A 25,009-nucleotide genomic window follows, 5' to 3' on the forward strand; every position below is an offset into this window, starting at 1 on the left:
AAACATGAGCGCGATCATCCGCAAGATCGTCACCGTCGTCGAAGAGACGCAGATGGAGATGGGCCGCCAGGTCTCGCCGCCGACGCGGCGCGCCGCCGCGATCGCCGTGATCGAAAATCCCTTTGCCGGAAGATACGTTGAAGATCTCTCGCCGCTGATTGCGATCGGCGAGGAGCTCGGCGAACTCCTGTCCAAACGCGCGGTGGCGGCGCTCGGCATCGAGGGCGCGAAAGCACAAAGCTATGGCAAGGCCGCAGCGGTCGGCGAGAACGGCGAGCTCGAGCATGCCGCCGCCATCCTTCACCCCAAGATGGGCGCGCCGGTGCGCAAGGTTCTGGGCAAGGGCGCTGCACTGATCCCCTCGTCGAAGAAGCGCAGCGGGCCAGGCACGACGCTCGATATTCCGCTCGGGCACAAGGACGCCGCCTTCGTGCGCAGCCATTTCGACGGCATGGAGGTGCAGATCAACGATGCGCCGCGCGCCAACGAGATCATGGTCGCGGTCGCCGTGACCGACAGCGGCCGTCCGCTGCCGCGCGTGGGCGGGCTGACGGTTGCGGAAGTCAAGGGCGAAGACGGCCTGAGATAGGGGCATGATCCGGAAAAGTGGAAGCCGGTCTTCCGATAAGATCATGCTCAGGAAAGCGAGTTCAAAATTGGAGGTTGGGATGCGAGCAAGAAATTACTTCGTCGGCGCGGCCTTGGCGCTTCTGGCCGGCGGTATGGCCCATTCGGCCGTGGCGCAGGACATCAAGATCGGCGAGATCAACAGCTACTCGCTGCTGCCGGCATTCACCGAGCCCTATCGCAAGGGCTGGCAGCTCGCGGTGGAAGAGATCAACGCGGCCGGCGGCATCAACGGCAAGAAGCTCGTCGTCGTCTCCAAGGACGACGGCGGCAAGCCGGCTGATGCGCAGACCGCAGCCAACGAGCTCGTCTCCAGCGAAGGCGTTGCAATGCTGACCGGCACGTTCCTGTCGAACATCGGCCTCGCGGTCAGCGATTTCGCCAACCAGAAGAAGGTGTTCTTCCTCGCGGCCGAGCCGCTGACGGATGCGGTGACCTGGTCCAAGGGCAACAAGTACACGTTCCGCCTGCGCCCCTCCAACTACATGCAGGCCGCGATGCTGGTGGAGGCGGCGGCCAAGCTGCCCGCAAAACGCTGGGCGACGATCGCGCCGAACTACGAGTACGGCCAGTCGGCGGTTGCGGTGTTCAAGAAGCTGATGTCGGAGAAGCGCCCGGACATCCAGTGGGTCGACGAGCAGTGGCCGCCGCAGGGCAAGATCGATGCGGGTCCGGTGGTGCAGGCGGTTGCCGCGGCCAATCCCGAGGCGATCCTCAACGTCACCTTCGGCGCCGACCTCGTCAAGCTCGTGCGCGAAGGCAACACCCGCGGCCTGTTCAAGGGGCGCGAGGTCGTCTCCTTCCTGACCGGAGAGCCCGAATATCTCGATCCGCTCAAGGACGAGACGCCCGAGGGCTGGATCGTGACCGGCTATCCCTGGTACTCGATCAAGACCCCCGAGCATGATGCGTTCCTCAAGGCGTACCAGGCCAAGTACAACGACTATCCGCGCCTCGGCTCGATCGTCGGCTACCAGACCATCAAGTCGGCGGCCGCCATTCTCGCGAAAGCCGGCTCGACCGATCCGGAGAAGCTGATTGCCGCGGCTGAAGGTCTTTCGATGGGCTCGCCCTTCGGCGAGATCACTTTCCGCAAGATCGATCACCAGTCGACGCTCGGCGCCTATGTCGGCAAGACCGCGCTGAAGGACGGCAAGGGCGTGATGGTGGACTCGTCCTACAAGAAGGGCGCGGACTATCTGCCCAGCGACGCCGAAATCGAGAAGCTGCGGCCGAAGGATTGATGTCTTCCTCTCCCTCGCCCCGCTTGCGGGGAGAGGGGCGGGGTGAGGGGGAGCCTCCGCGAGGGAGGTGACAGTGAGCCCTGCGGAGACTCCCCCTCACCCGAATTTGCGCGTTGCGCAAACTCGACCTCTCCCTGCAAGCGGGGGAGGTGAACCAAGCCTCGCATGCCGCGGCATGCAAACCTAACCCGGACCGAAGATGGCCTTTTACATCGTACAGTTTCTCACCGGTCTCGCCAGCGCAGCGTCGCTGTTCCTGGTGGCGTCGGGCCTGTCGATCATCTTCGGCGTGACGCGGATCGTGAATTTCGCGCACGGCGCCTTCTACATGATCGGCGCCTACATCGCCTTCACACTGACGGAGCGCCTCTCCGGCGCGTTCGGGTTCTGGTGCAGCATCGTGCTGGCCGCGCTGGCGGTGGCCTTGATCGGCGTGCTGGTCGAGATGGTGCTGCTGCGCCGCATCTATCATGCGCCCGAACTATTCCAGCTGCTCGCGACCTTCGGCCTCACCTTGATGGTCGAGGATCTCGTCGTGCTGATCTGGGGACCCGACGATCTCGTCGGCCGCCGCGCGCCAGGCTTCAAGGGCGCCATCGATTTCTTCGGCCAGAACATCCCGAGCTATGACCTGTTCCTGATCGTGCTCGGCCCGGTCGTGCTCGGCATTCTCTGGCTGCTGTTCCAGCGCACGCGCTGGGGCGTGCTGGTGCGCGCGGCGACGCAGGACCGCGGCATGGTCGCAGCGCTCGGCGTCAATCAGAAATGGCTGTTCACATCGGTGTTCGCGGTCGGCGTCTTCCTCGCCGCCCTCGGCGGCGCGCTCCAGATTCCGCGCGATGCCGTGCATCACGCCATGGACCTGCGCATCATCGTCGAGGTGTTCGTCGTGGTCGTGATCGGCGGCCTCGGCAGCATCGTCGGCGCCTTCGTCGCCGCGGTTCTGGTCTCCGAGCTCAACGCCTTCGGCATCCTGATCTTCCCGAAGATCTCCATCATCCTGGTCTTCCTGGTGATGGCGGTGGTGCTGATCGTGCGGCCCTGGGGCCTGTTCGGCAAGCCGGAGGCGGCGGCGCGCAAGACGCCGGGTCTGACCGTCAATCCCTGGCGTCCGCTGACGTCGAACGAGCGGCTGGCCTCGCTCGCGGCGCTCGTCATCGCGGCGACGCTGCCGCTGTTCGCCGGCAACTACGCGCTCACCGTCGGTTCGGAGATCGCGATCTTCGTGATCTTCGCCGTCTCCTTGCATTTCCTGATGTCGGTCGGCGGGCTCGCCTCGTTCGGCCACGCCGCCTATTTCGGCCTCGGCGCCTACGGCATCGCCTTCCTCGCCAAGATGGCGGGGCTGCCGATGATCGTGTGCCTGCTTCTCGGGCCGCTGCTCGGCTGCATGGGCGCCGCGGTGTTCGGCTTCTTCGCCGTGCAGCTCTCCGGCGTCTATTTCGCGATGCTGACGCTGGCCTTCGCGCAGATCGTCTGGTCGATCGCGTTCCAATGGGTGAGCGTCACGGGCGGCGACAACGGCATTCTCGGCGTGTGGCCCGAAAAATGGGCCGCGAGCCCGTCGCATTTCTACTGGCTGGCTCTTGGCGTCGCCGCGCTCTTCACGATCGCGCTGCGGGTCATGGTGTTCTCGCCATTCGGCTATGCGCTCCGCGCCACGCGCGACTCGGCGCTGCGCAGCGAGGCCATCGGCATCGACGCCAAGCGCATCCAGTGGACCGCTTTCGTGATCGCGGGCACCACCGCCGGCATCGGCGGCGCGCTTTTCGCCTATCTCAAGGGCAGCGTCTTCCCCGACAACCTCGGCATATCGCTCTCGGTCGATGCGCTGGTCATGGTGCTGCTCGGCGGGGTCGAGACCGTATCGGGCGCGGTGATCGGCGCCATCGTCTACAAGGCGTTGAACATCTGGCTGGTCAGCCAGACTGATCTGTCAAAACTCGTGCTCGGCGGCTTCATCGTGCTGATCGTCGTCGTCTTCCCCAAAGGCATCGTCGGCATGCTGGAGATGCTGGCGCAGCGCCGCAGGAAGTCATCGCCGCCGGGATCCCCCTTGCTTGCCAAGCCGATCGAGTCCGCCGAATGAGCGTTGCACCCCCACTTCTCGCGGTCGAAGGCCTGACCAAATCCTATGGCGGCATCCATGCCGTGCGGGGCGTGTCGTTCTCGCTGCGCGCCGGCGAGATCCTGGCGCTGATCGGTCCGAACGGCGCGGGCAAGAGCACCTGCTTCGACATGCTCAACGGCCAGAACAAGCCTGACAGCGGGCATGTCCGCCTGCTCGGCGAAGAGACGACGGGCAAGAAGCCGCGCGAGATCTGGCGGATGGGCGTCGGGCGTACCTTCCAGATCACCGCGACCTTCGCCACCATGACCGTGCGTGAGAACGTCCAGGTCGCGCTGATCTCGCACGGGAAGCAGCTGTATAATGTCTTCGGCTCGGCGCCGAATTTCGACCGCGGCGAGGCCGGGCGGCTGCTCGAGCTGGTCGGCATGGGCGGCTACGCCGATCGTCCCTGCGGCGAACTCGCCTATGGCGACCTCAAGCGGCTCGAGCTCGCGGTCGCGCTCGCCAATGAGCCAAAGCTGCTGCTGATGGACGAGCCGACCGCCGGCATGGCGCCGCGCGAGCGCGTCGACCTGATGCGGCTGACCGCGCAGATCGCGCGTGAGAAGTCGATCGGCGTGCTTTTCACCGAGCACGACATGGACGTGGTGTTCGAGCATGCCGACCGCATCATCGTGCTCAACCGCGGCACGCTGATCGCCGAGGGGGCGCCAGCCGAAGTGCGCGGCAATCCGCAGGTGCAGGCGGTCTATCTCGGCGAAGGCCTCGTCTACGATGCCCGCCATCGCGAGGGGACCTCGGCATGAAGCTCACGGTGCAGGACCTCAACAGCCATTACGGCCCGGCGCATATCCTGTTCGACATCGGCTTCGAGGTCGGCGAGGGCGAGGTGGTGGCGCTGCTGGGACGCAACGGCGCCGGCAAGTCGACGACGTTCCGCTCGATCGTCGGCCTTGTCGCGCAGCGCTCCGGCCGCATCATGTTCGAGGGCAAGGACGTCTCGGCCAAGCCGACCCACGAGATCGTGCGCGAGGGCCTCGGCTACGTGCCGGAGGAGCGGCGCATCTTCACCGACCTGACGGTGGAAGAAAACCTCGAAGTCGGCCGGCAGCCGAAGCGGCCCAACGCGCCGCACTGGACGCGCGAAAAACTGTTCACGCTGTTTCCCAATCTCGGCGAGATGAAGAACCGCCCGGGCGGCCGCATGAGTGGCGGCGAGCAGCAGATGCTGACCATCGCGCGCACGCTGATGGGTAATCCGTCGCTGGTGCTGCTCGACGAGCCCTCGGAGGGCCTGTCGCCGAAGATCGTGGAACAGATGGTCGATGCCATCCTGACCATGAAGAAGGAGGGGGTCAGCATCGTCGTCTCCGAGCAGAACTTGCATTTCGCGCGGTTGATCTCCGATCGCGCCTACATCATCGAGCGCGGCCGCATCTGCTTCGGCGGTACCATGGCCGAGCTCGACGCGCGTCCGGACATCCGCGACGCGCATCTGTCGTTGTGAAGGCAAGGGGAAGGGCAGCGGGGGGATGGCGAGAAGCGTCGCGGCGAAGAAGAACGTCAAACCGGCAAAGCCGCCTTACGTGCTCGACGAGCAGGTCGGTTTCATCCTGCGCCAGGTCTGGCAGCGTCACAGCTCGATCTTCTCCCGAGACATAGGCACCAACCTGACGCCGACGCAATGGGCGGCGCTGTCAAAACTCGCCGAGACCGGGCCGTGCTCGCAGAACCAGCTCGGCCGGCTGACGGCGATGGACGTCGCCACCATCAAGGGCGTGATTGACCGGCTGACGGCGCGGGGCCTGACCGAGACCAGCCAGGATCCAGAGGACGGTCGCCGCCTGCTGGTCAGCCTGACCCGGGCCGGCCAGCAGCTCGCCGAGAAGCTCGCACCCAATGCGCTGGCGATCACCCGCGAGACGCTGGCCCCGCTCGATGCCAAGGAGCGCGAGACGCTGATGGCGCTGCTCAATAAGCTGAGGTGATCTCCGTTCTGTCACCGTCACCCTGAGGTGGCCGCCCCTCGAAGGGCGACGGCCCGGATGTGGCAGCTCGGTCGTTCATCCTTCGGGCCGGCCTTGCTTTGCAAGGCGAGCACCTCAGGATGGCGGGGCGGGCATTTGTGCGGTGACTACTTCGTCACCACCTCCGGCACCTTGCCGGCCGGGGGCGTATTGCGGCTGCGCTGGGTGCGCACGATGCCGTCGATGATGGTCATGCCGATGCCGGGGAGGTCGCCGAGCTGGACGCTCTCCAGGATGTTCTTGCCGGGCGAGTGCTGGGCCTTGTCCATGATGACGAAATCCGCGGAGCGGCCGACTTCAATGAGGCCGCAATCGAGCTGCCGCATCCGCGCGGTGTTGCCGGTGGCAAGGCAGAACGCGAGTTCGGCCGGCAGGTCGCCGAGCGAGGACAGCATCGAGACTATGCGCAGAATGCCGAGCGGCTGCACGCCGGAGCCGGCAGGCGCATCGGTGCCGAGGATGACGCGGTGCAGGTCGCCCATCTCGCGCGCGGTGCGCAACGTGAACAGGGCGGAGCGCTCGTTGCCGTTATGCACGAGCTCGAGGCCGCGCTTGCAGCCCTCGCAGATGCAGCGGATCTGGTCGTCGGGCAGCGCGGTGTGGCCGCCATTGATGTGGCCGACGACGTCGGTGTCGGCCTCCAGCACCACGTCCTTGTCGATCAGGCCCGAGCCGGGAATCGAGGGGCCGCCGGTGTGGATGGTGCTCTGGATGCCGTATTTGCGCGCCCAGCCGACCATTTTCCGAGCGGTGGGGCCGTCCTTGACGCCGCCGAGGCCGACCTCGCCGAGCAGCTTGACGCCGTTGGAGGCCATCTCCTTGAAGTCCTCCTCGACCATCTCGCATTCGATCACCGGCGCGCCGGCGTGAACCTTCACGCCGCCGGGACGCAAGGTCCAGAACGCGCGCTGGGCGAACACGGCCATCGCCTTGAGGCCGACGATGTCACGGGGCCGGCCGGGCATGTGCACTTCGCCGGCCGAGATCATGGTGGTGACGCCGCCATGCAGGTAGCTGTCGATCCAGTTGATCTGGTTCTGCCGCGGCGTCCAGTCACCGGCGACGGGGTGGACGTGGCTGTCGATCAGGCCCGGCGCCACGGTGGTGCCGTTAGCGTCGACGATCGTGGTGGCGCCTTCGGTGTTGCAGTCCTTGTAGCGGCCGATCGCGGTGATCTTGCCGTTCTCGGCGACGATGGTGTCGCCGTCCAGGATCGGCTTTTCCAGCGCGCCGGACAGGATCAGGCCGATATTCCGGATCACCAGCTTCGAGGGTCCGGTGGCCTGCGGTGCGTCATGCGCCATGGAAGGGGCTCCTTATTCGTAACTGCAACGCTTCCGATCTTGGGCAGCCTTGACCGCGGGATCAAGCCGGATTATTCATTTGCATACGAATGATCGTGTACAAACGACGCATAGCTGACCGCCTCGGAACCGCACGGAAGCGAAACGGAAGGGTGAGATGAGCAATTTCAATCAGGAAAGCGTTTTGAGCGTCCACCACTGGACCGACACGCTGTTCTCCTTCAAGACCACCCGCAGCCCGACCTTCCGCTTCCGCAACGGCGAATTCACCATGATCGGGCTCAAGGTCGGCGAGAAGCCGCTGCTGCGGGCCTACAGCGTCGCCAGCGCCAATTATGAGGACACGCTGGAGTTCTTCTCGATCAAGGTGCCGGACGGTCCGCTGACCTCGCGCCTCCAGCATCTGAAGGAAGGCGACGAGATCATCGTCAGCCGTAAGGCCACTGGTACGCTCGTCATCGACAACCTGGAGGAGGGGCGCAACCTCTACCTCATCGGCACGGGCACCGGCCTCGCGCCGTTTCTCAGCGTGATCAAGGACCCCGAGACCTATGAGCGGTTCGAGAAGGTCGTGCTGCTGCACGGCTGCCGCCACGTCAAGGAGCTCGCCTATGGCGAGATGATCACCGAGCATCTGCCGAAGGATGAACTGCTCGGCGAGTACATCCGCGACCAGCTGATCTACTACCCGACCGTGACGCGCGATCCCTTCCGTAACCGCGGCCGCATCACCGACCTCATTACGTCAGGCAAGCTGTTCACCGACATCGGCCTGCCGGTGCTGGAAGCCGCCCACGACCGCGTCATGATCTGCGGCAGCCCGGCGCTCGTGGCGGATACCCGCGTGCTGCTCGGCGAGCGCGGCTTCATCGAGGGCAATCACGGCGAGCCGGCCCAGTTCGTGGTCGAAAAGGCCTTTGCCGAGCGCTGATCACAGGATTCCGGCCAGATAAGACCGTATTTTCGCCGCGTGGCGCCCGTTGCGGCGCCGATTCGGCGCACGATACTATGTGGGACCGAATCAGCGGAGTTCCCACATGGTTGCGGACAGCGACAGCAACATCGCCTGGCACCGGGTTCAGTTGAAGAAGAACCGTGCCGAGTTGAAGGCGCTCGAAACCGCACGCTTCACGATGGGCGAGATCGCCTCGTCGAAGCGGAACGGCCAGACCCAGAAGACAATCGCGGAACTCAAGCGCAAGATCGCGCAGTCCGAGCGCGCCATCGCCGATCACGACAAGCGCACGCGTCGACCGCTTGGCACCGACCTGCAAAGCCTCAGCAACGGCAGCTGGAGCCATTGGGACTCCTACACCAACCGGCAGCAACGCAAGACCGGCCAGCGTTCGCCCGGACGCGGATAAACTCTCTTTGTCCTTCCGCCGGTTCCGGCTCTTGCACGCCGCCGCGCGCACACCATCTGGTTGAGGCGCCAACCACAACGGTGATCCCATGACGCCGCGCCTCGATTTCACCAGCGAGGCCTTCTTCCGCGATCCACCCAAGGCGATTGCGACGTTGCGCGCATGCGGCCCGGTGGTCGCGACGCGCTTTCCCCTGGTCGGCGAGGTCTGGATCACCACCACGCATGACGCCACGGCAGAGGTCCTGAAGGACAGCACCACCTTCACGCTGCGCAAGGAGGATGGCGACGTCGCGGGTCCGCGCTGGTGGATGCCAAAATATGTGAAGACCATCGCCAACAACATGCTGACGATGGACGAGCCGGATCACACGCGGCTGCGCAGCATCGTCGATGAAGCGTTTCGCCGCCGTGCCATCGTGGCGATGGAGCCGCGCATTCGCGCCATTGCGGACGGGCTTGCGGCCGAACTGTTCGCCGGCGGCAGCCCCGCCGATCTCGTGCAGCGGTATGCCCGCCTGCTGCCGCTGGCGGTCATCTGCGAGCTACTAGGCCTGCCGGCCGCCGATCGCCCAAGGTTCATCGCCTGGGCGAATTCAATGTCGTCTCTCACGAATGCCCTCAGCTTCTTTCGATTGCTGTTCGCGTTCCGCAAGATGCGGCGCTATCTCGAAGAGCAGTTGCAGATTGCGCGCGCGCAGGGCGGTGAGGGACTGATCGCCGAGCTGGTCCAGGTCGAGCGCGAAGGTGGCCGGATCACGCCGGACGAGATGGTTTCGATGGTGTTCCTGCTGCTCGCTGCGGGCTCGGAAACCACCACGCATCTCATCAGCGGTTCGGCCTATGAACTTCTTAAGGATCCGGCCTTGCGCGACTGGCTGGAGGAAGACTCCGGCCGCATCGGTCTCGCCGTCGAGGAGTTCCTGCGCTTCGTCTCGCCGGTGCAATTCTCCAAGCCGCGCTATGTACGGCGGGATACCGAGCTTGCGGGCGTGCGGCTGAAGAAGGGCGACCGTGTGATGGTCATGCTCGCCGCCGCGAACATGGATCCGGCGGTGCACGACCAGCCGGAACGGCTCGACCTTGCACGCAAGCCGAACCGCCACATGTCGTTCGGGACGGGAATTCATTTCTGCCTCGGCCATCAGCTCGCGCGTATCGAAGCGGCCTGCGCGCTCGCGGCGCTGCTGGAACGATGGCCCATCCTTGGTCTTGCCATCGATCCCGCGCAGGTTCGGTGGCGCAGGCGCCCGGGCCTGCGTGCGATCGCGAAGCTTCCTGTCGTCGCCGTCGGTGGTGGAACGCCAATTACGGCGTCAGATGACGAACGATTCGATCGTTCGCTTGCCGCAGCGAACTGACGGTTGCGCTTCTTCGGAAAATCGTCGCCGGTTGCGATCAGCCAGGAACGGTCTGCGGTTCTTCCTGTTGTCAGCGAGACCTCGGAAGCGGCGATGAGTTCCTTGGCGCTGCTTTCTTCTTTGCAGGAGAGAGGGATCATGACCAGCAAGATGCCACCTGTTCCACCAGAGAACCAGAGCCGGAAGGGAACTGGCGATAGCAAGCAGACGTCGGCCGATCAGACTCCGCACGGCCAGCACCGCGCGCAGAACCCGGACCAGCAGGGCCAGCAAGGCAACATCAAGCAGAACACCACCAATCAGGGTTATCAGCAGGACCGCTGAGAAGGACGACGTTTCATGTCGACATCCACCAAGACACCGAACAGCATCCGGCAGGGCGGACCGGGCGCATCGCACGAGAACGCAAAGGCGCCGCTGGAGATCAAGAAGCCTCCTGCCGACGATCCACAGCGAAGCCATAGCCGCGTCTCGGGTGGCGGAGGCGAGCACGACTCCCATCACACGCACGACAAGGCCGGCAAGGGCGGAGGCGGGTGAAGACCGGAGACCCATCATGCAAGGCAAAAAGACCCACGAGCAGCAGGTCCGCATTCTCGAGCGCAAGCCTGATCTCCCCGACGCACGAGAGCTGGATCAGGCGCTGGCAGGTAATCCCGTAGACGCGGCCGCTCACCACGCGCGGGCGGAGGCGCGACAGAGCGAATTTCCCGTGAGCCGGGGTGGTCTCAATCAGGAGAGCGACCACAACAAGCACAACAATCCCGGACAGAGCGGCCACAAGCCGCCGAAGCCGACGCCGGCGCAGCAGAAGCACTGAAGCTTCACAAGATAACCGCAACAGGAGAGATCGAATGCCAGGTGGGAATGGCAGCAAAACGCATTTCAGGTCCGGCATGCATGGCAAGGGTGACGGCACCGGAGCCATGACGGAGGTACCCAAGGACAAGATCGGCGACAACATGGTGCTGTCCAACCGCGACAAGAAACAGCATTCGGACATTCGCGGCATGGACAGCAAATCCATTCAGACCGAACAGTATCAGGATCATGCGGCCAACCGGCTCGACGAAGGGCCGGGGACCGACGAGAGCTGAGAAGGGGGCCTCCCGACCAACTGCGGACCGGTGTTCAGCCGGTCCGCTTTTGTGTCGGCGCAAGCTCGCGCTCCCAGCCGAACACGGAGCGACCGTCGAGATCGGGCGAGGCCGCACGTTCGCCTGCGATGAACGACTCCACCGGCGGTCCACTCGCGGTCCGCTCCAGCCGCCGCGCCTGGTCGTCAAGGCGCCTGATCGCCTGCATCTCTTCCTCGCGCCCGAGCTTTGCGTTCTGAATCGCACCTTTCAGCACGCGGATGGTCTCGTCATAGACCTTGATCGGGACGGGGTAGGGATGCCGGTCCTTGCCGCCATGGGCGAGCGAGAAGCGCGCGGGATCCGTGAAGCGGTACGGCGCGCCGTGCACGACTTCGGCCACCATCGCCAGCGAGCGTACCGTGCGCGCGCCGACGCCGGGCGTCAGCAGCAGTTCCGGGAAGTCGACCGGACCGCGCTCTGCGGCGGCGGCGAGTGTGCCGTGCAGGCGCCGCGCGAACACGTCCTTGGGCCTGACGTCGTGATGCGCGGGCATGATCAGATGCGGCAGCATCGCCTGCGCGGGCTCGGGCGCCGTTCCGGTGAGCCGCTCGAATTCGGAGACGATGCGATCGGGGCCGAGATCGGAGAGCAGCTCGAGCTGCGCGGTGCGCGAGACGTCGGCGCGGTGGTCGGTGAGATTGACGATCTCGCCCTGCTGCGGGCCGTCGATCGCGCTGTGGGGCGCATCGACAAAGCTCTTCAGCGCCTCGGAATGCCAATGATAGCGGCGGGCCTGGCGCTTGTCGCCGTTCATGCCCTGCTGCACCACGGTCCACTTGCCCTCAGTGGTGACGAAGAAGCCGTGGAGATAGAGATCGAAACCGTCCTGCACCGCGGCGCTGTCGACCTTGGCCACCAGACGGCTGGCGCGAGTCAGCTCTAAGCCATCGAAGCCGATGCGGTCGCCGAGCTGCAACAGCTCGTCCGGCGTCTTGCGCGAATGCTGGCCGCGGCCGCCGCAGACATAGATGCCGAGCTCGTCCTGGAGCGGGCCAAGCCCGCGCTTCAGCGCGCCGATCACCGCCGTGGTGATCCCGGAGGAGTGCCAATCCATCCCCATCACCGCGCCGAACGACTGGAACCAGAACGGATGCGAGAGGCGCTGAAGGAATGCATCGCGTCCATAATGATGAACGACCGCCTGGGTCACGATCGCGCCGAGCGTTGCCATGCGGCTCGCGAGCCACGGCGGAACCCGTCCGGTGTGGAGAGGAAGGTCGGCGCTGCCGGTTCGTCTGGTCATGCGAACCACAAACTAGCGCAGGTCGGCGACAGTTGCACCAGCGGAATGCTGCGTTGCACGAGGCGGGGGAGCGAAGCCGGCCCGGGGGGCGTTGAGCGCTGACGCGAATTCAAGACGGGGACAGCAATGAATTGGCAGGCTCTCATGGCCGACATCGACAAGATGCTCGGGTGGATACCATCATGGTTCATCGGTCTCGGCCTGGTCGCCGGGGCGATGCTGCTTGCCCTGTCGTTTTATCGATTTGCCGTTTGGCTGCTGAAACGCGCTTTCGGGAGCCGATTTCCGCTTCTGAGCGTGTTCATGGAGCGCACCTCCGGTCCGGCCCAGCTGGCGCTGTGTCTTGCCGCCGTCGCCCTGGTCCTGCCGCTCGCGCCGCTCGACGACACCATTCGTATGCCACTCACGCGCCTGTTCGTCGTCGCCTTCATCGCGTTGATCGGCTGGATCTCGATCCGCGTCGTGGACATGAGCGCGGCGCGCTATTTGCAAAATTTTCGGGATGTCACCGAGAATTTCGTCGCGCGCAAGCACGTCACGCAGGTGCGCGTGTTCAAGCGCGTCACCGACACCATCATCGTCATCATCACGATATCAACAGCGCTGATGACGTTCGATTCGGTGAGGCAATATGGCGTCAGCCTGTTCGCCTCCGCGGGCGCTGCCGGTATCATCGTCGGTCTTGCCGCGCGGCCGCTGCTCAGCAACCTGATCGCCGGCTTGCAGATCGCGATCACCCAGCCGATCCGGATCGAGGATGCCGTGATCATCGAGAACGAGTGGGGCTGGGTCGAGGACATCGCATCGACCTATGTGGTGATCCGGCTCTGGGACTGGCGCCGCATGGTGGTGCCGCTGTCCTACTTCATCGAAAAGCCGTTCCAGAACTGGACCCGCGACACCGCCTCCCTGATCGGCGTCATCGCGCTCCATGTCGACTATCGCGCCGACGTGCCGCGCATCCGGCGCTGGCTGGAGGAGGCGGTGAAGGAGTCCAAGCTCTGGGACGGCGCCGTCGTCAATCTCCAGGTGATCGACGCGGATTCACGTACCATCGAGCTGCGCGCGCTGGTCAGCGCGCGGAATGCGCCGCAGTCCTGGGACCTGCGCTGCGAGATTCGAGAGAAGCTGATCGCCTTCATCCGTGACGAGATGCCGGAAGCGCTGCCGCGCGAACGCGCGATCCTGATGCCGCAAGGAGGGGACGACGATATCGAAGTCCTGCAGCAATCTATCGCACCGGAGAAAATGCGGGCGAGCGCCCACAATTGACCGGTGCGGTGCTGCGTTTACGAGCCTCGGTCGCGCCGCCAGGCCAACTGCGGCTGTCACCGCGAGCAGGGCGATGTGCGCAGGCGTGCGGACAAGGTCTTTATCTGAAGACCCCTACTGCGCGCGGATGTTGGCGGCCTTCAGCACCGGCTCCCATTTGGTTGCCTCGGCACGCATGTAGGCGTCAAAATCCCTGGCGGAGGAGCCGACGGGGGCTGCGCCGATCTTGGCGAGCGTCGACAGCACGTTTGGGTCGTGCAGCGCGGCCTTGAGGTCGGTCTCGAGCTTCGCGACAATCTCCGGCGGCATCTTGGCCGGACCCAGCACGCCCCACCAGACCGAGACGTCGTAGCCAGGCACGCCGGCCTCGGCGATGGTCGGAACATCTGGCAGCGCCTTGGAACGCTCGGCCGAGGTCACCGCGAGCGCGCGCACCGGGCCGCCTTCGAGCTGACCGATGGCTTCCGCGAGCGGATTGATGCTGAGTGGGATCTCGCCCGCGATCACGGCCGTCAGCGCCGGCGCGCCGCCCTTGTAGGGGATCGCGACGATCTTGGTGCCGGACATGTATTTGAGCAGCTCGCCGGCGAGATGCGCCGAAGTGCCGTTGCCGGACATGCCATAGGAGAGCTTGTCCGGATCCTTCTTGGCGGCGGCGAGGAGATCGTCGAGCGTCTTGTAAGGGCTGTCCTTGGCCACGACGATTGCGAGCGGGGAGCAGGCGACTTCGGTGATCGCGGTGAAATCCCTGAACGTGTCGTAGGGCACGCTCGGATAGATGAACTGGTTGAGCGGATGGCCGCTGGCGACCAGGATCAGCGTGTAGCCGTCAGGCGCAGCCTGCGCCAGCGTTTGCGAGGCGACGATGCCGCCGGCGCCGGGACGATTGTCGATCACCGGCTGCTGGCCCCAGGTCTTGGCCAGCGCCTGGCCGAGGGTACGCGCGAGCAGGTCGACCGCGCCGCCGGCCGCATAGGGCACCAGGATGTGGACCGGCTTGCTCGGATAAGTGTCCACAGCCTGCGCGGCGCTCGCCGCCAGCAGCATGCCTGCACCGACCGCGAGCCGACCGATTGTCGTGTTCAAACCCAGCATTCCCAGCACTCCTTGGGGCATTCCGTCCCCTGACGGCAGTCTATCGTCCGCTCCGGACGATGCCCATGGTTCTTGTTGACGAGACCTGATCTTTTGTACGATAGTACAAATCACATGGTACGCAAGCCCACCAGCAAGGAAACGGTCCGCAAGCCGAACATGCGCGAGGCGATCCTCGCCGCGGCCGAGGAACTGTTCGCCACCAACGGCTTCAATGCCGTCTCAGTGCGCGACATCGCACAGGCGGCCGGGGCCAATCCCGGCAGCGTCACCTATCATTTCAAGACCAAGGACAGCCTGCTGCTGGAGATCTACCGGCGCCATTGCGGGCCGATGAACCTGCGCCGCTCCGAACTGCTCGCCGCCGCAAAACGCGTGCGCGATCTCCAGGACCGGCTGGAGGCGATCGTGCGCGCCTATGTGGTGCCGGCCTTCACCTCGGGCAGCGATCTCGCCGGCGGGGGCGCGCGCTTCACGCGGCTGCGCGCGGTGATGTCGGCCGAGGGCAACGAAGTCGCGCGAAAGATCATCGCGCAGACCTTTGACGACACCAGTCACGCCTTCATCGATGCGGTCCACGAGAGCCTGCCGCACATTCCGCGCACCGACATCGTCTGGCGCAGCCATTTCCTGCTCGGTGCACTCTATTACTCGCTGGTGACGCCGGACCGCGTCTCGCGCCTGTCGCGCGGCGAGGCCGACGGCAGCGATCCTGCCAATGCCATCGAGCAATTGGTGCAGGCCACCGTAGCCGGCTTCCAGGCGCCTGCACTCGATCAGGCCGCGCCGGCGCGGCGGCGGCCGGCCGTCAGCAGCAAGACTTGAACCAAACAGTCTCGCTCGGCGATTCAAGTGATGACGATGATGTACACGCCGACCATTCCGCCGCCCGACCCAGATACGCGCGCGCCGAAGTTCAAGCTGCCAAAGCGGTCCTGCGACGCGCACTGCCACATCTTCGGGCCCGGCTGGAAATACCCTTTCGCGCCGGAACGCTCCTACACGCCGCCCGACGCGCCACTGGGCGACTTTCGCGCGCTGCACGCCAAGCTCGGCGTGGAGCGCGCGGTCATCGTCAATGCCAGCGTGCATGGCACCGACAACACGGTGGCGCTCGATGCGATCGCTGAGAGCAACGGCGCCTATCGCGCGGTCGCCAATATTGACGACACCATCACCGACCGCGAGCTGCGCATCCTGCACGAGGGCGGCTTCCGCGGCTGCCGCTTCAATTTCGTCCGCCATCTCGGCGGCGTGCCCGACAAGCGCGTGTTCGACCGCATCATCGCGATGGTCGCCCCGCTCGGCTGGCACATCGACCTGCATTTCGACGCGATCGACCTGCCTGAATATGCCGACATGCTGACCAGGGTGCCGCTGAGCTACACCATCGACCATATGGGCCGGGTGAAGGCGGCGGACGGGCTCGATCAGCTCCCGTTCAGGATCCTGATCGAGTTGATGCAGCGCGACGAGAAGTGCTGGGTGAAGATCTGCGGCTCGGAGCGGGTGTCCTCGGCCGGTCCGCCATTCACGGACGCGGTGCCGTTCGCACGCAAGATTGTCGAGACTGCCCCCGACCGAGTCATCTGGGGCACCGACTGGCCGCATCCCAACGTCAAGGTGATGCCGAATGACGGCGATCTCGTCGATTTGATCCCGCTGTTCGCGCCGGAGCCGGAGTTCCAGCAAAAAATCCTCATCGAGAATCCGGCGCGCCTGTTCGAGTTCGAGGGGTGACGACGATTGCGCGATCGACAAGCTGTGCGGACATGCGTTGTGGACGCAACGAAAAGGAGTAGCCCATGAAAACAGGTCTCGTCGTCACCGCCCATCCCGGCGATTTCGTCTGGCGCGCCGGCGGCGCCATCGCGCTGCACGCGAAGAAGGGCTATCGCATGAAGATCGTGTGCCTGTCCTTCGGCGAGCGCGGCGAGAGCCAGTTCGCGTGGAAGGAAAAGGGCGCGACGCTGGAATCGGTCAAGGCCGGCCGCAAGGACGAGGCGGAGCGGGCGGCGAAGCTGTTAGGTGCCGAGATCGAGTTCTTCGACTGCGGCGACTATCCCCTGAAGCTGACCGAGGCGCATTTCGACCGCATGGTCGACATCTACCGCGAACTCAACCCGAGCTTCGTGCTGACGCACGCGCTGGAGGACCCCTATAATTTCGACCACCCGAACGCTGCGCATTTCGCCCAGGAGACGCGCGTGGTCGCGCAGGCGATGGGCCACAAGCCCGGCGCGCAGTACAAATATTCCGCGCCGCCGGTGTTCCTGTTCGAGCCGCACCAGCCCGAGCAGTGCAACTACAAGCCGGACCTGCTGCTCAAGATCGACGAGGTCTGGGCGCAGAAGTACGAAGCGTTCCAGATCCTCGCCGCGCAGAAGCACCTGTGGGGTTATTACGAGCGTGTCGCGCTCAACCGCGGCATCCAGGGCAGCCGCAATACCGGCGTGGCCATGACCTATGGCGAGGCCTATCAGCGCCTGTTCCCGACCGTCGCGGAGGAGCTGGCATGAAGCCCGTCGTCGTCCGCAATATTGAGCGAGCCGATCCCGCCGGGATGGCGGAGTACGGCGTCTCGACCGTGCACGAGGCCTATGGCCGCTTCGGCCTCATGAAGCCTTATCTGCGTCCGGTCTGGGCGGGTGCGTCGATCGCCGGCCCCGCCGTCACCGTGCTGGCACAGCCCGGCGACAACTGGATGATCCATGTCGCCGTCGAGCAGTGCAGGAAGGGCGACATCCTCGTCGTCGGCTGCACCACCGACAATACCGACGGCATGTTCGGCGAGCTGCTCGCGACCTCGCTTCAGGCGCGCGGCGTGCAGGGGCTGATCATCGATGCCGGCTGCCGCGACGTCAAAGCGCTGCATGAGATGAACTTTCCGGTGTGGTCGCGCGCCGTCTCGGCCAAGGGCACGGTGAAGGCCACGCTCGGCTCGGTCAACGTCCCCGTGGTCTGCGCCGGCGTCAATGTCGATCCCGGCGATCTCGTCGTCGCCGATGACGACGGTGTCGTCGTGGTGCCGAAGCGCTATGCGGCCGAGGTCGCCGAGAAGGCCAGGAAGCGCAACGCGGATGAAGGCGGCAAACGCAAGCGCCTCGCCTCGGGCGAGCTCGGCCTCGACATGTACAGCATGCGCGAGGCGCTGGCCAAGGCAGGCCTCGTCCATGTCGACAATCCCGAGGACGTCTGAGCGAAACAAGAGAAGCGGAGCGGGCGGATGAATCGTCTCAAGCTGAAGGCCGTGCTCGGCAGTCATCCTCATGTGCAGGCGGTGAAGAGCGGCGCGCTTTGTTCCGACCTCTTCGACCTCGACTTCATCGAATACACGCCGACCAACACCGCGTTCAAGCGGATGGTGCGCGAGCAGGCGTTTGACGTCTGCGAGATGGCGATCGTCACCTATCTGATGGCGAAAGCGCACGGCAAGCCGCTGGTAATGCTGCCGGCGACCATGATGGGCCGCTTCCAGCATTCCTATGCGCTCTATAGTCCCGCGCATGGGACGCTCGTGCCCTCCGATCTGGAAGGCAAGCGCGTCGGCGTCCGCTCGTTCACGACCACGACGGGCGCATGGATCAGGGGCATCCTGGCCAACGACTGCGGCGTCGATCTCGACAAGATCAAATGGGTCACGTTCGAGGATCCGCACGTCGCCGAATATGTCGACAGCACCGAGCGCGCGCCGCAGGACAAGAAGATCCTGCAGATGCTGCTCGACGGCGAGCTCGACGCCGTGCTCGGCGAGACCTCTGACAATCCCAGGCTGAAACCGCTGTTTCCCGATCCGGCCGCGGAGGCTGCCAAGTGGTATGCCCGTCGCGGCGTCGTTCCGGTCAACCATCTCGTTGTCGTGACCGAGCAACTCGCGAAATCGCGCCCCGACGTGGTCGCGGGCGTCTATGATCTGCTCCGGCGGAACAAGGAGCAGGCGGGGCCTGTGGCGACGCCCGACCTCGTTCCGTTCGGGATCGAGGCCAACAGGAAACCGCTCGAGCTGATCATCGACTACGCATTCCAGCAGGCGCTGATCCCGCGCCGCTATGCGGTCGAAGAACTGTTCGATGAGACGACGCGAGGATTGAATTGATGGCGGGTAATCCCAGGCGCTGGCAGATCGGGCTGGTCGGCTATGGCGAGGTCGGCAGGATTCTGGCCGAGGATCTGCGCCAGCAGGACATCAAGGTGTCAGCCTATGACATCAAGCTCGGTGGCGCGCAGGGCACGCCGCTAAGGGAGCATGGGGCGAGGTTCGGCGTGACGCTCGCGGCGTCTCATGCCGAGTTGACGGCGAAGTCCGACTTCATCATCTCCGCCGTCACGGCGAGCCAGGCCGTGCCGGTGGCAAAGGCCTGCGCGGCCGCGATCAACCAGGGCACCTGGTTCCTCGACTTCAACTCGGCCTCTCCCGGCGCCAAGCAGCGCGCCGCCGCACTGATCGACGGCGCGGCCGGACGATATGTCGAGGGCGCGGTGATGACCTCGGTGCCGCCGCACCGAATCAAGGTGCCGCTGCTGCTCGGCGGGCCAGGCGCGAAGGAACTGGAGCCGCTGCTGAACGCGATCGGCTTTGCGGCGAAGGTTGCCAGCGACAAGCTAGGGGTGTCCTCGGCGGTGAAGATGTGCCGCAGCATCATGATCAAGGGCCTCGAGGCCATGGTCATCGAGAGCTTTACGACCGCGCGCGCCTATGGTGTCGAAGATGCCGTGCTGGCGTCACTCACCGAGACATTCCCCGCCATCGACTGGGAGAAGCAGGGCGCCTATTTCTTCCAGCGCGTGATCGAGCACGGCCGCCGCCGGGCCGAGGAGGTGCGCGAGGTTGCGGAGACTGTGCGCGAGGCGGGACTGACGCCGTGGTCGGCGCAGGGCACGGCCGAGCGTCAGGCCTGGGTGGCTGATCTTGCCGATGAGGGGCTGTTCGGACCCAAGGGGACCAAGGAGTTCGCCCGCAGCGCGGACTGGCGCACCGAAGCGGATCGGATCCTGGCGAAGATCAATCGCGCGAAATAGGGCGGCTCCGGTTCAGGAACTCGCCGCGCAACAGCCATTGAGCTCGTCGCGGGCGCGGTCGATCAAATCCATCAGGCTTTTGGCTTCACGGACGACTTCGGTCGTGTGCTCAGTGCGGAACTCGGCGAGGATCATGCGAATGCACTTGTCGGCGGTCTCGAGCGTCCACAGCATGCGCGCCATCTCGTCCTCGGTGCGGATCGCCGCGGTATCGAGGCCCGACAGGACTTGGCCGATGCCGTTCAGCCGCTTGATGGCGGTCTCGGCGGGCGGCGTCCCGGCCCGAACAGAATGAGACTTGATGCTGCTGAATGCGTCGAACACGTCCATGCTTCCCGGTTGAATGCGGTCATCAGTGCGGCCTGGCCATGACCGGCACCGCGGGACTTGCAATGCACGCACCTATCGGGAATCGGGGAGCATCTACTATCCGGAAGAGTACCGGATTCGGAATTTTGGAGCTCTGGGCGGTAACATCGGACGTAATCCGGCTCCTTGCAATGCAGATATGCGTTGGAAGCGTTCACGGGCCTGGGCGGAAGAGCGTGGCCCGCTGCCGCGTAAAGGTCTGCCGGCCGCCTCTAAAGCCCATCATGACGTCAGGCAGCTCGGCGATGGCGAATCGGCCGTCCCTGGTATCAAGCACGATCAGATCGGCGGGATTGCCGACCTTGATGCCGTAGTCGCCGAGATTCATCAACCGCGCCGGCAGGTCCGTGACGAGGTCGAGGCAGATGTCGAAGTCGCTGACCGAGGCGTGCGCGACGTTGGCGTAGAAGTTCGCCATCCGCAGCAGCGAGGCGTCGCCAAACGGCGTGAAGGGATTGAGCACGTTGTTGGTCGCAACCGAGCACAGCACGCCGTCGCCGGCGAGCTTGTGGGCGAGCGTCAGCCCGCGCGGCGCATTGTGGGTGGCTTCGCGGCCCATCAGATAGAGATCGGTCGCTGGCAGAACGGTGACGGCAACGCCGGCCTTCGCCAACTGCGCCGTGGCAGCTTTCATCCGCTCCGGCGGCAATGCCGAGAGTTTCGTGGCATGGCCGATCGCGACGCGTCCCCCGTAGTTGCGGCGCTCGGTCTGGCGGCAGACTTCGTCGAGATGCCACCATGAGGGGTCGAGGTCGAAATCGAGATGGAGGTCGACATCGACGTCGAACTGCTCAGCGAGGTCGAAAATGCCCGCGAGATGGGCGTTTGGGTCAGTGTCCATGTAAGGGCAGCCGCCGATGACCTCGCCGCCGTCGCGCAGCGCCTGGATCAGCAGCTCCTCACTGCCGGGATCGTTGGTCAGGCCTTCCTGCGGGAAGACGCAGAGTTCGAGGTCGATCGCCCAGGCGTAGTCGCGCTTGAGCGCCTTGACCGCCTCGAAGCCGCGCAAGCCGATGCGCGGGTCAATTTCAACATGGGTGCGCATCCGCGTCGTGCCGTGCACGATGGCGCGCTCGAGCACTTTTGCGCCGCGCGCGTAGACGTCCTCGAAGGTAAAATCCTTCTTCATGCCGGCCACGGCGCGGATGGCCTCCGAGACGCTGCCGTGGTCGTGCCCGCAGCGGCCGAGGAGGCAGGCCTTGTCGAGATGGATGTGGCTATCGACGAAGCCGGGCAGGGCGAGGTGCCCGCCGAGGTCGACCTCGACGCCGTCGCAGGCCAGCTTGGGCTCGATCGCGGCGATGCGTCCGCCCTTCACGCCGATGTCGACGGGTGCGGCGGAAGAGCGCAACAGCGTGTTGCGGAAGATCAGGTCGAAGGCGGCTTGGGTGGTCATGGCGTCGGGTTTAGGTGTGGCAGCCTAGCGGAAGCTGTGGGAGCGGGCAGCTCCAGATTGTGGGCGACCAATACGTCGAATTGTCCAAAAAATATGCATGCACTTTGAGGTCTGGATTGTAGAATGCCGTGACCCCGGAGAACCCAACGATGTCCGCTCCTGTCAAAGCCGAACGCCCGATGACCGACGCCGAGATCGTGGAGGCTTACCTGACCGCTTCGATGATACCCGATCCCGATGCCGCCGCGGCCTATATGAAGCCGGGCACGCTGATCACGTTCACCGGCGGGCGCGAGTTCGATCATCCGCGCGGGCCGACCGGCTTCAATGCCAAGCGCTATCGGTGGGTGAAGAAGAAGATGGCCCGGTTCGACGTGTGTCCGGGCGCAGATGAGACCGTGGTCTACAGCGTGGGCACGCTCTATGGCGAGTGGATCGACGGCACGCCGTTCGAGGGCAACCGCTATGTCGACCGCTTCGTCGTGAGAGACGGCCAGATCGTGAAGATGGACGTGTGGAACGATAGCGCCGAGCGCATTCTGGTTCAGCGCGGAATTGAAGCCTAACCGCGCCTCGCGACTTTCGGCAGCTTGACCACGCGGTCGCTCGTCACTTCCTCCGCATACGGCGCGAGAATATCGAGGAGATCGCGGGCGCGCTGCGGGGTGGGGGCCACCAGCGCGCGATTGGCCACGGAATCCAGGTGATGATGCATCAAGTCCATCACCTTGGCCTCGTTCCCCTTGGCGAGCGCCGAGATGATGGCACGGTGCTCGTTGATGCCGCATTCGGTGGAATGCGGCCGGCTGTAGAGCGACAGCGTCAGGCAGCAGCGATAGGCGACCTCGCTGACGTAGCGCACCAGGATCGGGCTGTTCGTCATGTGCGCGAGCAGGATGTGGAATTCGGTGGCGAGCCGGATCGAGACCGCGTCCGTGCCGCCGAGGGCGCGATCCTCGGCGTCGACATGGGCGTTCAGCTCGGCAATCTGCGTCTTGGTCAGCTTGCCCGCGAGCTGGCGGACGACGAGACGCTCGAGCTCGATGCGGATGTCGAAGGCATCGCGCGCCTCCTGCCAGCTCGGCGTCGCCACCACCGCGATCCGGTTACGGCGCAGTTCGACCAGGCCTTCGGCGGCGAGCTGTCCCAGCGCATGACGGGCAATGGTGCGGCTGACGCCAAAGCGCTCGCCAAGTGCATCCTCCGGCAGCTTGGCGCCGGGCTCGAGCGCTTGCTCGATGATGGCGCGCCGGAGCGCGCGGCAGATCACGCTGACCTTGTCCGACGATTCGGAAGTCTTGCTGCTTGCGCGCGCCGCCATCGGCGAATCCTGTAGGGGTGACACCATTCCTTAGCACAGGCTCGCGCCAATTCCGCGCTCCAATTGCATGCAGTTTGGCGCCCGGACTGCCTAAATCGAATCCGGCCATTGGGTGCGACGTTTCACCAGGCCGTTGGTTTCGCGGGCCGTGAAGGCTGGCATTCAGCTGGCTTGCACTTTTGGGGTGATGTGCATGCAAGCCAATATCAGTTTGACGGCCAGCCCGTTCCCGAAGGTGCTGCCGCGACCGCCATCGAGCTGTCCGAGGGTGGCGACTTTTTCGCACTGGTCGGCCCGTCCGGATGCGCGCTCGTCGTCGAGGGCTATCAACTCGCCCGCGCGCCGAGAGTTGCGGGCGATGTACCGCGCCAACTCGGCAAGCTCGAAGGCTTCCAGCTTGTGTGGCAGCCCTTGTCGGATCGGCTCGGCGGCTGGTTCGAGCAGCAGCTGAGCTGTGAATGAGGCGGCGGTCCTCGACCGGATCTAGCTAAAAAGGCGATAGCTGGTAAACCCTGCCTCGTCTGGCGCCCGCTGCATTGATGCGTTATCAGCTCCGCGATTGCGTCTCGACACCGGTCGATGACCCCCTTGAGGAGCCCTCCGATGCGTCTTCCCATCATTGTTCTGGCCGTGACATGTCTTGCCGGCGCAGCCTCAGCCGAAGACCTCACGGGCACGCTCCAGAAGGTGAAGGAGACCCGGAAGATCACGCTGGGCTACCAGGAGGCCTCGGTCCCGTTCAGCTATCTCGACGGCAACCAGAAACCGGTCGGCTTTGCCATGGATATCTGCCTCAGGATCGTCGAGGCCATGAAGAAGCAGCTCGGCATGCCCGACATTTCGGTCGAGACTCTCGCGGTGACGTCGTCGAACCGCATCCCGCTGATGGTCAACGGCACGCTCGACCTGCATTGCTCGGCGACGACGAACAACGCGGACCGCCAGAAGCAGGTCGCCTTCACCAACACGCATTTCCTCAGCGCGACCCGATTCGCGGCCAGGAAAGCCGCGAAGATCAACACCATCGACGATCTCAAGGGCAAGGCGGTCACGGCAGTGGCCGGCTCGGTCAACCTGACCCAGCTCGCCAAGGTCAATACCGAGCGCAATCTCGGCATCAACATCATGCCGGCCAAGGACCAGGCCGAGGCCTTCCTGCTGCTGGAGACCGACCGCGCCCAGGCCTACGCGCTCGACGACGTCCAGCTCGCGGTCGCGATCGCGCGCTCGAAGGAGCCGCAATCGTTCATGATCAGCGAGGAGGCCTTCTCCAAGCCCGAGCCCTACGGCATCATGCTGCGGCGGGAGGATGCACCATTCAAGGCACTGGTGGATCGTGCAACGGCAGAGCTCTATGCGAGCCCGGAAATCGAGGCGCTCTACAGGAAGTGGCTGGAATCGCCAACGCCGCCCAACGGCCTCAACTACAACGTCCCGATGTCGCCGGCCTTGCGCAACGCTTTCAAGAAGCCGAGCTCCAGCGCCGATCCTGACGTTTACGTGGTGAATTGAGGCGAGCGCGATCGCGGGCGGCGTGCCGCCTGGCGGCACGCCGGCGTTCGGGAATTCCACCAGAATCCGCCGAGACCTTGTCGCCATTTCGTGATCGGCTCATGATTGCGAGTTATTAGATAGCATCCTATCTAATTTGAATGGCTCCCTCGCAGGCTCACATCCACGCCGAAATCGCCCGGCTGATCGCGCGTCTCGGGCGGATGTGGCGGCGCGAATCGGATTCTGCGCTGTCCGAGCACGGCTTGTCCTATGCCACCGCGATTCCGCTGCTGGTGCTGTCGCGCCAGGGCGAGAATGTCCGCCAAGGCGTGCTCGCGGACGAGCTCGGCATCGAGGGGCCGTCGCTGGTGCGCCTGATCGACCTGCTCCAGGCCGACGGCCTGGTCGAACGCCGCGAGGATCCCACCGATCGTCGTGCCAAAACGCTACATTCGACAAAAGCGGGCGTGGCCAAGGTCGAGGAGACCAAACGGGTGCTGCGCCGGGTACGGGCCAGCCTCCTGAAGGATATCGGCCCCGAGGAACTTGCGATAACATTCGAGACTCTTCGGCGCATCGAACAGCGGGCCAGTCGCTTGCAAGACCTCAAGACCGGTCTTGAGAAGACTGGTCCCGAGAAGACTGGTCCCGAGGCGAAATAGCC

At 64.9% G+C, this 25,009-nt stretch carries 30 protein-coding genes; 24 read left to right on the plus strand and 6 right to left on the minus strand.

What is annotated here, in order from left to right:
- Positions 1 to 4: 4 nt before the first annotated feature.
- The 6 genes from ACNJYB_RS16415 to ACNJYB_RS16440 all read left to right on the plus strand — a co-directional run bounded on the left by ACNJYB_RS16415 (position 5) and on the right by ACNJYB_RS16440 (position 5,930).
- Complete coding sequence (locus ACNJYB_RS16415; protein WP_439374887.1) at positions 5 to 589, plus strand: amino acid synthesis family protein; 585 nt, start codon at positions 5 to 7, stop codon at positions 587 to 589.
- A 79-nt stretch (positions 590 to 668) separates the two neighbouring features.
- On the plus strand, positions 669 to 1,871 hold the full coding sequence (locus tag ACNJYB_RS16420) for an ABC transporter substrate-binding protein (protein ID WP_439374888.1): 1,203 nt from the start codon (positions 669 to 671) through the stop codon (positions 1,869 to 1,871).
- A 199-nt stretch (positions 1,872 to 2,070) separates the two neighbouring features.
- Positions 2,071 to 3,960, plus strand: coding sequence for an ABC transporter permease (locus ACNJYB_RS16425; protein WP_439374889.1), 1,890 nt, complete (start codon positions 2,071 to 2,073; stop codon positions 3,958 to 3,960).
- The gene (locus ACNJYB_RS16430; protein WP_439374890.1) at positions 3,957 to 4,748 is read left to right on the plus strand and encodes an ABC transporter ATP-binding protein; all 792 of its coding nucleotides are present in this window, start codon (positions 3,957 to 3,959) and stop codon (positions 4,746 to 4,748) included. The genes ACNJYB_RS16425 and ACNJYB_RS16430 overlap by 4 nt, the downstream gene beginning before the upstream one ends.
- Positions 4,745 to 5,449 (plus strand): ABC transporter ATP-binding protein, encoded by a 705-nt coding sequence (locus ACNJYB_RS16435; RefSeq protein ID WP_439374891.1) that lies wholly within the window; start codon positions 4,745 to 4,747, stop codon positions 5,447 to 5,449. The genes ACNJYB_RS16430 and ACNJYB_RS16435 overlap by 4 nt, the downstream gene beginning before the upstream one ends.
- Before the next feature lie 25 nt (positions 5,450 to 5,474).
- Entirely contained in the window at positions 5,475 to 5,930 is a 456-nt protein-coding gene (locus ACNJYB_RS16440; protein WP_439374892.1) for a MarR family winged helix-turn-helix transcriptional regulator, read from the plus strand.
- Between the two features lie 146 nt (positions 5,931 to 6,076).
- On the opposite strand, the gene ACNJYB_RS16445 is transcribed toward ACNJYB_RS16440, so the two are convergent.
- The gene (locus ACNJYB_RS16445) at positions 6,077 to 7,273 is read right to left on the minus strand and encodes an amidohydrolase family protein (protein ID WP_439374893.1); all 1,197 of its coding nucleotides are present in this window, start codon (positions 7,271 to 7,273) and stop codon (positions 6,077 to 6,079) included.
- Between the two features lie 157 nt (positions 7,274 to 7,430).
- On the opposite strand from ACNJYB_RS16445, the gene ACNJYB_RS16450 reads away from it, so the two are divergent.
- From ACNJYB_RS16450 to ACNJYB_RS16480, 7 genes are all read left to right on the plus strand, one after another.
- Complete coding sequence (locus tag ACNJYB_RS16450) at positions 7,431 to 8,204, plus strand: ferredoxin--NADP reductase (RefSeq protein WP_439374894.1); 774 nt, start codon at positions 7,431 to 7,433, stop codon at positions 8,202 to 8,204.
- A 106-nt stretch (positions 8,205 to 8,310) separates the two neighbouring features.
- A complete protein-coding gene (locus tag ACNJYB_RS16455) occupies positions 8,311 to 8,637 on the plus strand; it encodes a hypothetical protein (protein ID WP_439374895.1) in 327 nt (108 codons plus the stop codon).
- Between the two features lie 88 nt (positions 8,638 to 8,725).
- A complete protein-coding gene (locus tag ACNJYB_RS16460; protein ID WP_439374896.1) occupies positions 8,726 to 9,997 on the plus strand; it encodes a cytochrome P450 in 1,272 nt (423 codons plus the stop codon).
- A gap of 138 nt (positions 9,998 to 10,135) precedes the next feature.
- Complete coding sequence (locus ACNJYB_RS16465; protein ID WP_439375574.1) at positions 10,136 to 10,321, plus strand: hypothetical protein; 186 nt, start codon at positions 10,136 to 10,138, stop codon at positions 10,319 to 10,321.
- 15 nt (positions 10,322 to 10,336) lie between these two features.
- Positions 10,337 to 10,537, plus strand: a complete 201-nt coding sequence (locus ACNJYB_RS16470) for a hypothetical protein (RefSeq protein WP_439374897.1) — start codon at positions 10,337 to 10,339, stop codon at positions 10,535 to 10,537.
- A gap of 16 nt (positions 10,538 to 10,553) precedes the next feature.
- Positions 10,554 to 10,817, plus strand: coding sequence for a hypothetical protein (locus ACNJYB_RS16475; protein WP_439374898.1), 264 nt, complete (start codon positions 10,554 to 10,556; stop codon positions 10,815 to 10,817).
- A 34-nt stretch (positions 10,818 to 10,851) separates the two neighbouring features.
- Positions 10,852 to 11,094, plus strand: a complete 243-nt coding sequence (locus ACNJYB_RS16480; RefSeq protein ID WP_439374899.1) for a hypothetical protein — start codon at positions 10,852 to 10,854, stop codon at positions 11,092 to 11,094.
- Positions 11,095 to 11,128: 34 nt separating this feature from the next.
- Here ACNJYB_RS16480 and ACNJYB_RS16485 read toward each other — a convergent pair whose 3' ends face one another.
- Complete coding sequence (locus ACNJYB_RS16485) at positions 11,129 to 12,379, minus strand: DUF763 domain-containing protein (RefSeq protein WP_439374900.1); 1,251 nt, start codon at positions 12,377 to 12,379, stop codon at positions 11,129 to 11,131.
- A gap of 126 nt (positions 12,380 to 12,505) precedes the next feature.
- Here ACNJYB_RS16485 and ACNJYB_RS16490 point away from each other — a divergent pair, with 126 nt between their 5' ends.
- Positions 12,506 to 13,651 carry a mechanosensitive ion channel family protein gene (locus tag ACNJYB_RS16490; RefSeq protein ID WP_439374901.1) on the plus strand — a complete coding sequence of 382 codons (1,146 nt, stop codon included), beginning with the start codon at positions 12,506 to 12,508 and terminating at the stop codon, positions 13,649 to 13,651.
- A gap of 114 nt (positions 13,652 to 13,765) precedes the next feature.
- Here ACNJYB_RS16490 and ACNJYB_RS16495 read toward each other — a convergent pair whose 3' ends face one another.
- Positions 13,766 to 14,746 carry a tripartite tricarboxylate transporter substrate binding protein gene (locus ACNJYB_RS16495; RefSeq protein WP_439374902.1) on the minus strand — a complete coding sequence of 327 codons (981 nt, stop codon included), beginning with the start codon at positions 14,744 to 14,746 and terminating at the stop codon, positions 13,766 to 13,768.
- Between the two features lie 114 nt (positions 14,747 to 14,860).
- Between ACNJYB_RS16495 and ACNJYB_RS16500 the strand changes: the two genes are divergently transcribed.
- The 6 genes from ACNJYB_RS16500 (at position 14,861) to ACNJYB_RS16525 (ending at position 19,765) form a co-directional block, all read left to right on the plus strand.
- Positions 14,861 to 15,571 (plus strand): TetR/AcrR family transcriptional regulator, encoded by a 711-nt coding sequence (locus ACNJYB_RS16500; RefSeq protein ID WP_439374903.1) that lies wholly within the window; start codon positions 14,861 to 14,863, stop codon positions 15,569 to 15,571.
- A 30-nt stretch (positions 15,572 to 15,601) separates the two neighbouring features.
- The gene (locus ACNJYB_RS16505; protein ID WP_439374904.1) at positions 15,602 to 16,486 is read left to right on the plus strand and encodes an amidohydrolase family protein; all 885 of its coding nucleotides are present in this window, start codon (positions 15,602 to 15,604) and stop codon (positions 16,484 to 16,486) included.
- 65 nt (positions 16,487 to 16,551) lie between these two features.
- A complete protein-coding gene (locus tag ACNJYB_RS16510) occupies positions 16,552 to 17,265 on the plus strand; it encodes a PIG-L deacetylase family protein (RefSeq protein WP_439374905.1) in 714 nt (237 codons plus the stop codon).
- Positions 17,262 to 17,945 (plus strand): 4-carboxy-4-hydroxy-2-oxoadipate aldolase/oxaloacetate decarboxylase, encoded by a 684-nt coding sequence (locus ACNJYB_RS16515; protein WP_439374906.1) that lies wholly within the window; start codon positions 17,262 to 17,264, stop codon positions 17,943 to 17,945. Before ACNJYB_RS16510 ends, ACNJYB_RS16515 begins: the two co-directional genes overlap by 4 nt.
- Positions 17,946 to 17,972: 27 nt before the next feature.
- Positions 17,973 to 18,842: a hypothetical protein gene (locus ACNJYB_RS16520; RefSeq protein ID WP_439374907.1), complete on the plus strand. Its 870-nt coding sequence runs from the start codon at positions 17,973 to 17,975 to the stop codon at positions 18,840 to 18,842.
- Positions 18,842 to 19,765, plus strand: coding sequence for a DUF1932 domain-containing protein (locus ACNJYB_RS16525; protein ID WP_439374908.1), 924 nt, complete (start codon positions 18,842 to 18,844; stop codon positions 19,763 to 19,765). The genes ACNJYB_RS16520 and ACNJYB_RS16525 overlap by 1 nt, the downstream gene beginning before the upstream one ends.
- 12 nt (positions 19,766 to 19,777) lie before the next feature.
- Here the strand turns inward: ACNJYB_RS16525 and ACNJYB_RS16530 are convergent, their stop codons facing one another.
- Complete coding sequence (locus ACNJYB_RS16530) at positions 19,778 to 20,095, minus strand: hypothetical protein (RefSeq protein WP_439374909.1); 318 nt, start codon at positions 20,093 to 20,095, stop codon at positions 19,778 to 19,780.
- Between the two features lie 193 nt (positions 20,096 to 20,288).
- Complete coding sequence (locus ACNJYB_RS16535; protein ID WP_439374910.1) at positions 20,289 to 21,530, minus strand: amidohydrolase family protein; 1,242 nt, start codon at positions 21,528 to 21,530, stop codon at positions 20,289 to 20,291.
- Between the two features lie 149 nt (positions 21,531 to 21,679).
- Here ACNJYB_RS16535 and ACNJYB_RS16540 point away from each other — a divergent pair, with 149 nt between their 5' ends.
- Positions 21,680 to 22,096 carry a nuclear transport factor 2 family protein gene (locus ACNJYB_RS16540; protein ID WP_439374911.1) on the plus strand — a complete coding sequence of 139 codons (417 nt, stop codon included), beginning with the start codon at positions 21,680 to 21,682 and terminating at the stop codon, positions 22,094 to 22,096.
- On the opposite strand, the gene ACNJYB_RS16545 is transcribed toward ACNJYB_RS16540, so the two are convergent.
- On the minus strand, positions 22,093 to 22,851 hold the full coding sequence (locus tag ACNJYB_RS16545) for a GntR family transcriptional regulator (RefSeq protein ID WP_439374912.1): 759 nt from the start codon (positions 22,849 to 22,851) through the stop codon (positions 22,093 to 22,095). The genes ACNJYB_RS16540 and ACNJYB_RS16545 overlap by 4 nt on opposite strands.
- 108 nt (positions 22,852 to 22,959) lie before the next feature.
- Between ACNJYB_RS16545 and ACNJYB_RS16550 the strand changes: the two genes are divergently transcribed.
- The 3 genes from ACNJYB_RS16550 (at position 22,960) to ACNJYB_RS16560 (ending at position 25,007) form a co-directional block, all read left to right on the plus strand.
- Entirely contained in the window at positions 22,960 to 23,313 is a 354-nt protein-coding gene (locus tag ACNJYB_RS16550) for a hypothetical protein (protein WP_439374913.1), read from the plus strand.
- 141 nt (positions 23,314 to 23,454) lie between these two features.
- Positions 23,455 to 24,363, plus strand: a complete 909-nt coding sequence (locus ACNJYB_RS16555) for an amino acid ABC transporter substrate-binding protein (RefSeq protein WP_439374914.1) — start codon at positions 23,455 to 23,457, stop codon at positions 24,361 to 24,363.
- Positions 24,364 to 24,503: 140 nt separating this feature from the next.
- A complete protein-coding gene (locus tag ACNJYB_RS16560; protein WP_439374915.1) occupies positions 24,504 to 25,007 on the plus strand; it encodes a MarR family winged helix-turn-helix transcriptional regulator in 504 nt (167 codons plus the stop codon).
- Positions 25,008 to 25,009: the final 2 nt, after the last annotated feature.

The sequence above is a fragment of the Bradyrhizobium sp. SMVTL-02 genome (assembly GCF_051853005.1).
Classification (GTDB): domain Bacteria; phylum Pseudomonadota; class Alphaproteobacteria; order Rhizobiales; family Xanthobacteraceae; genus Bradyrhizobium.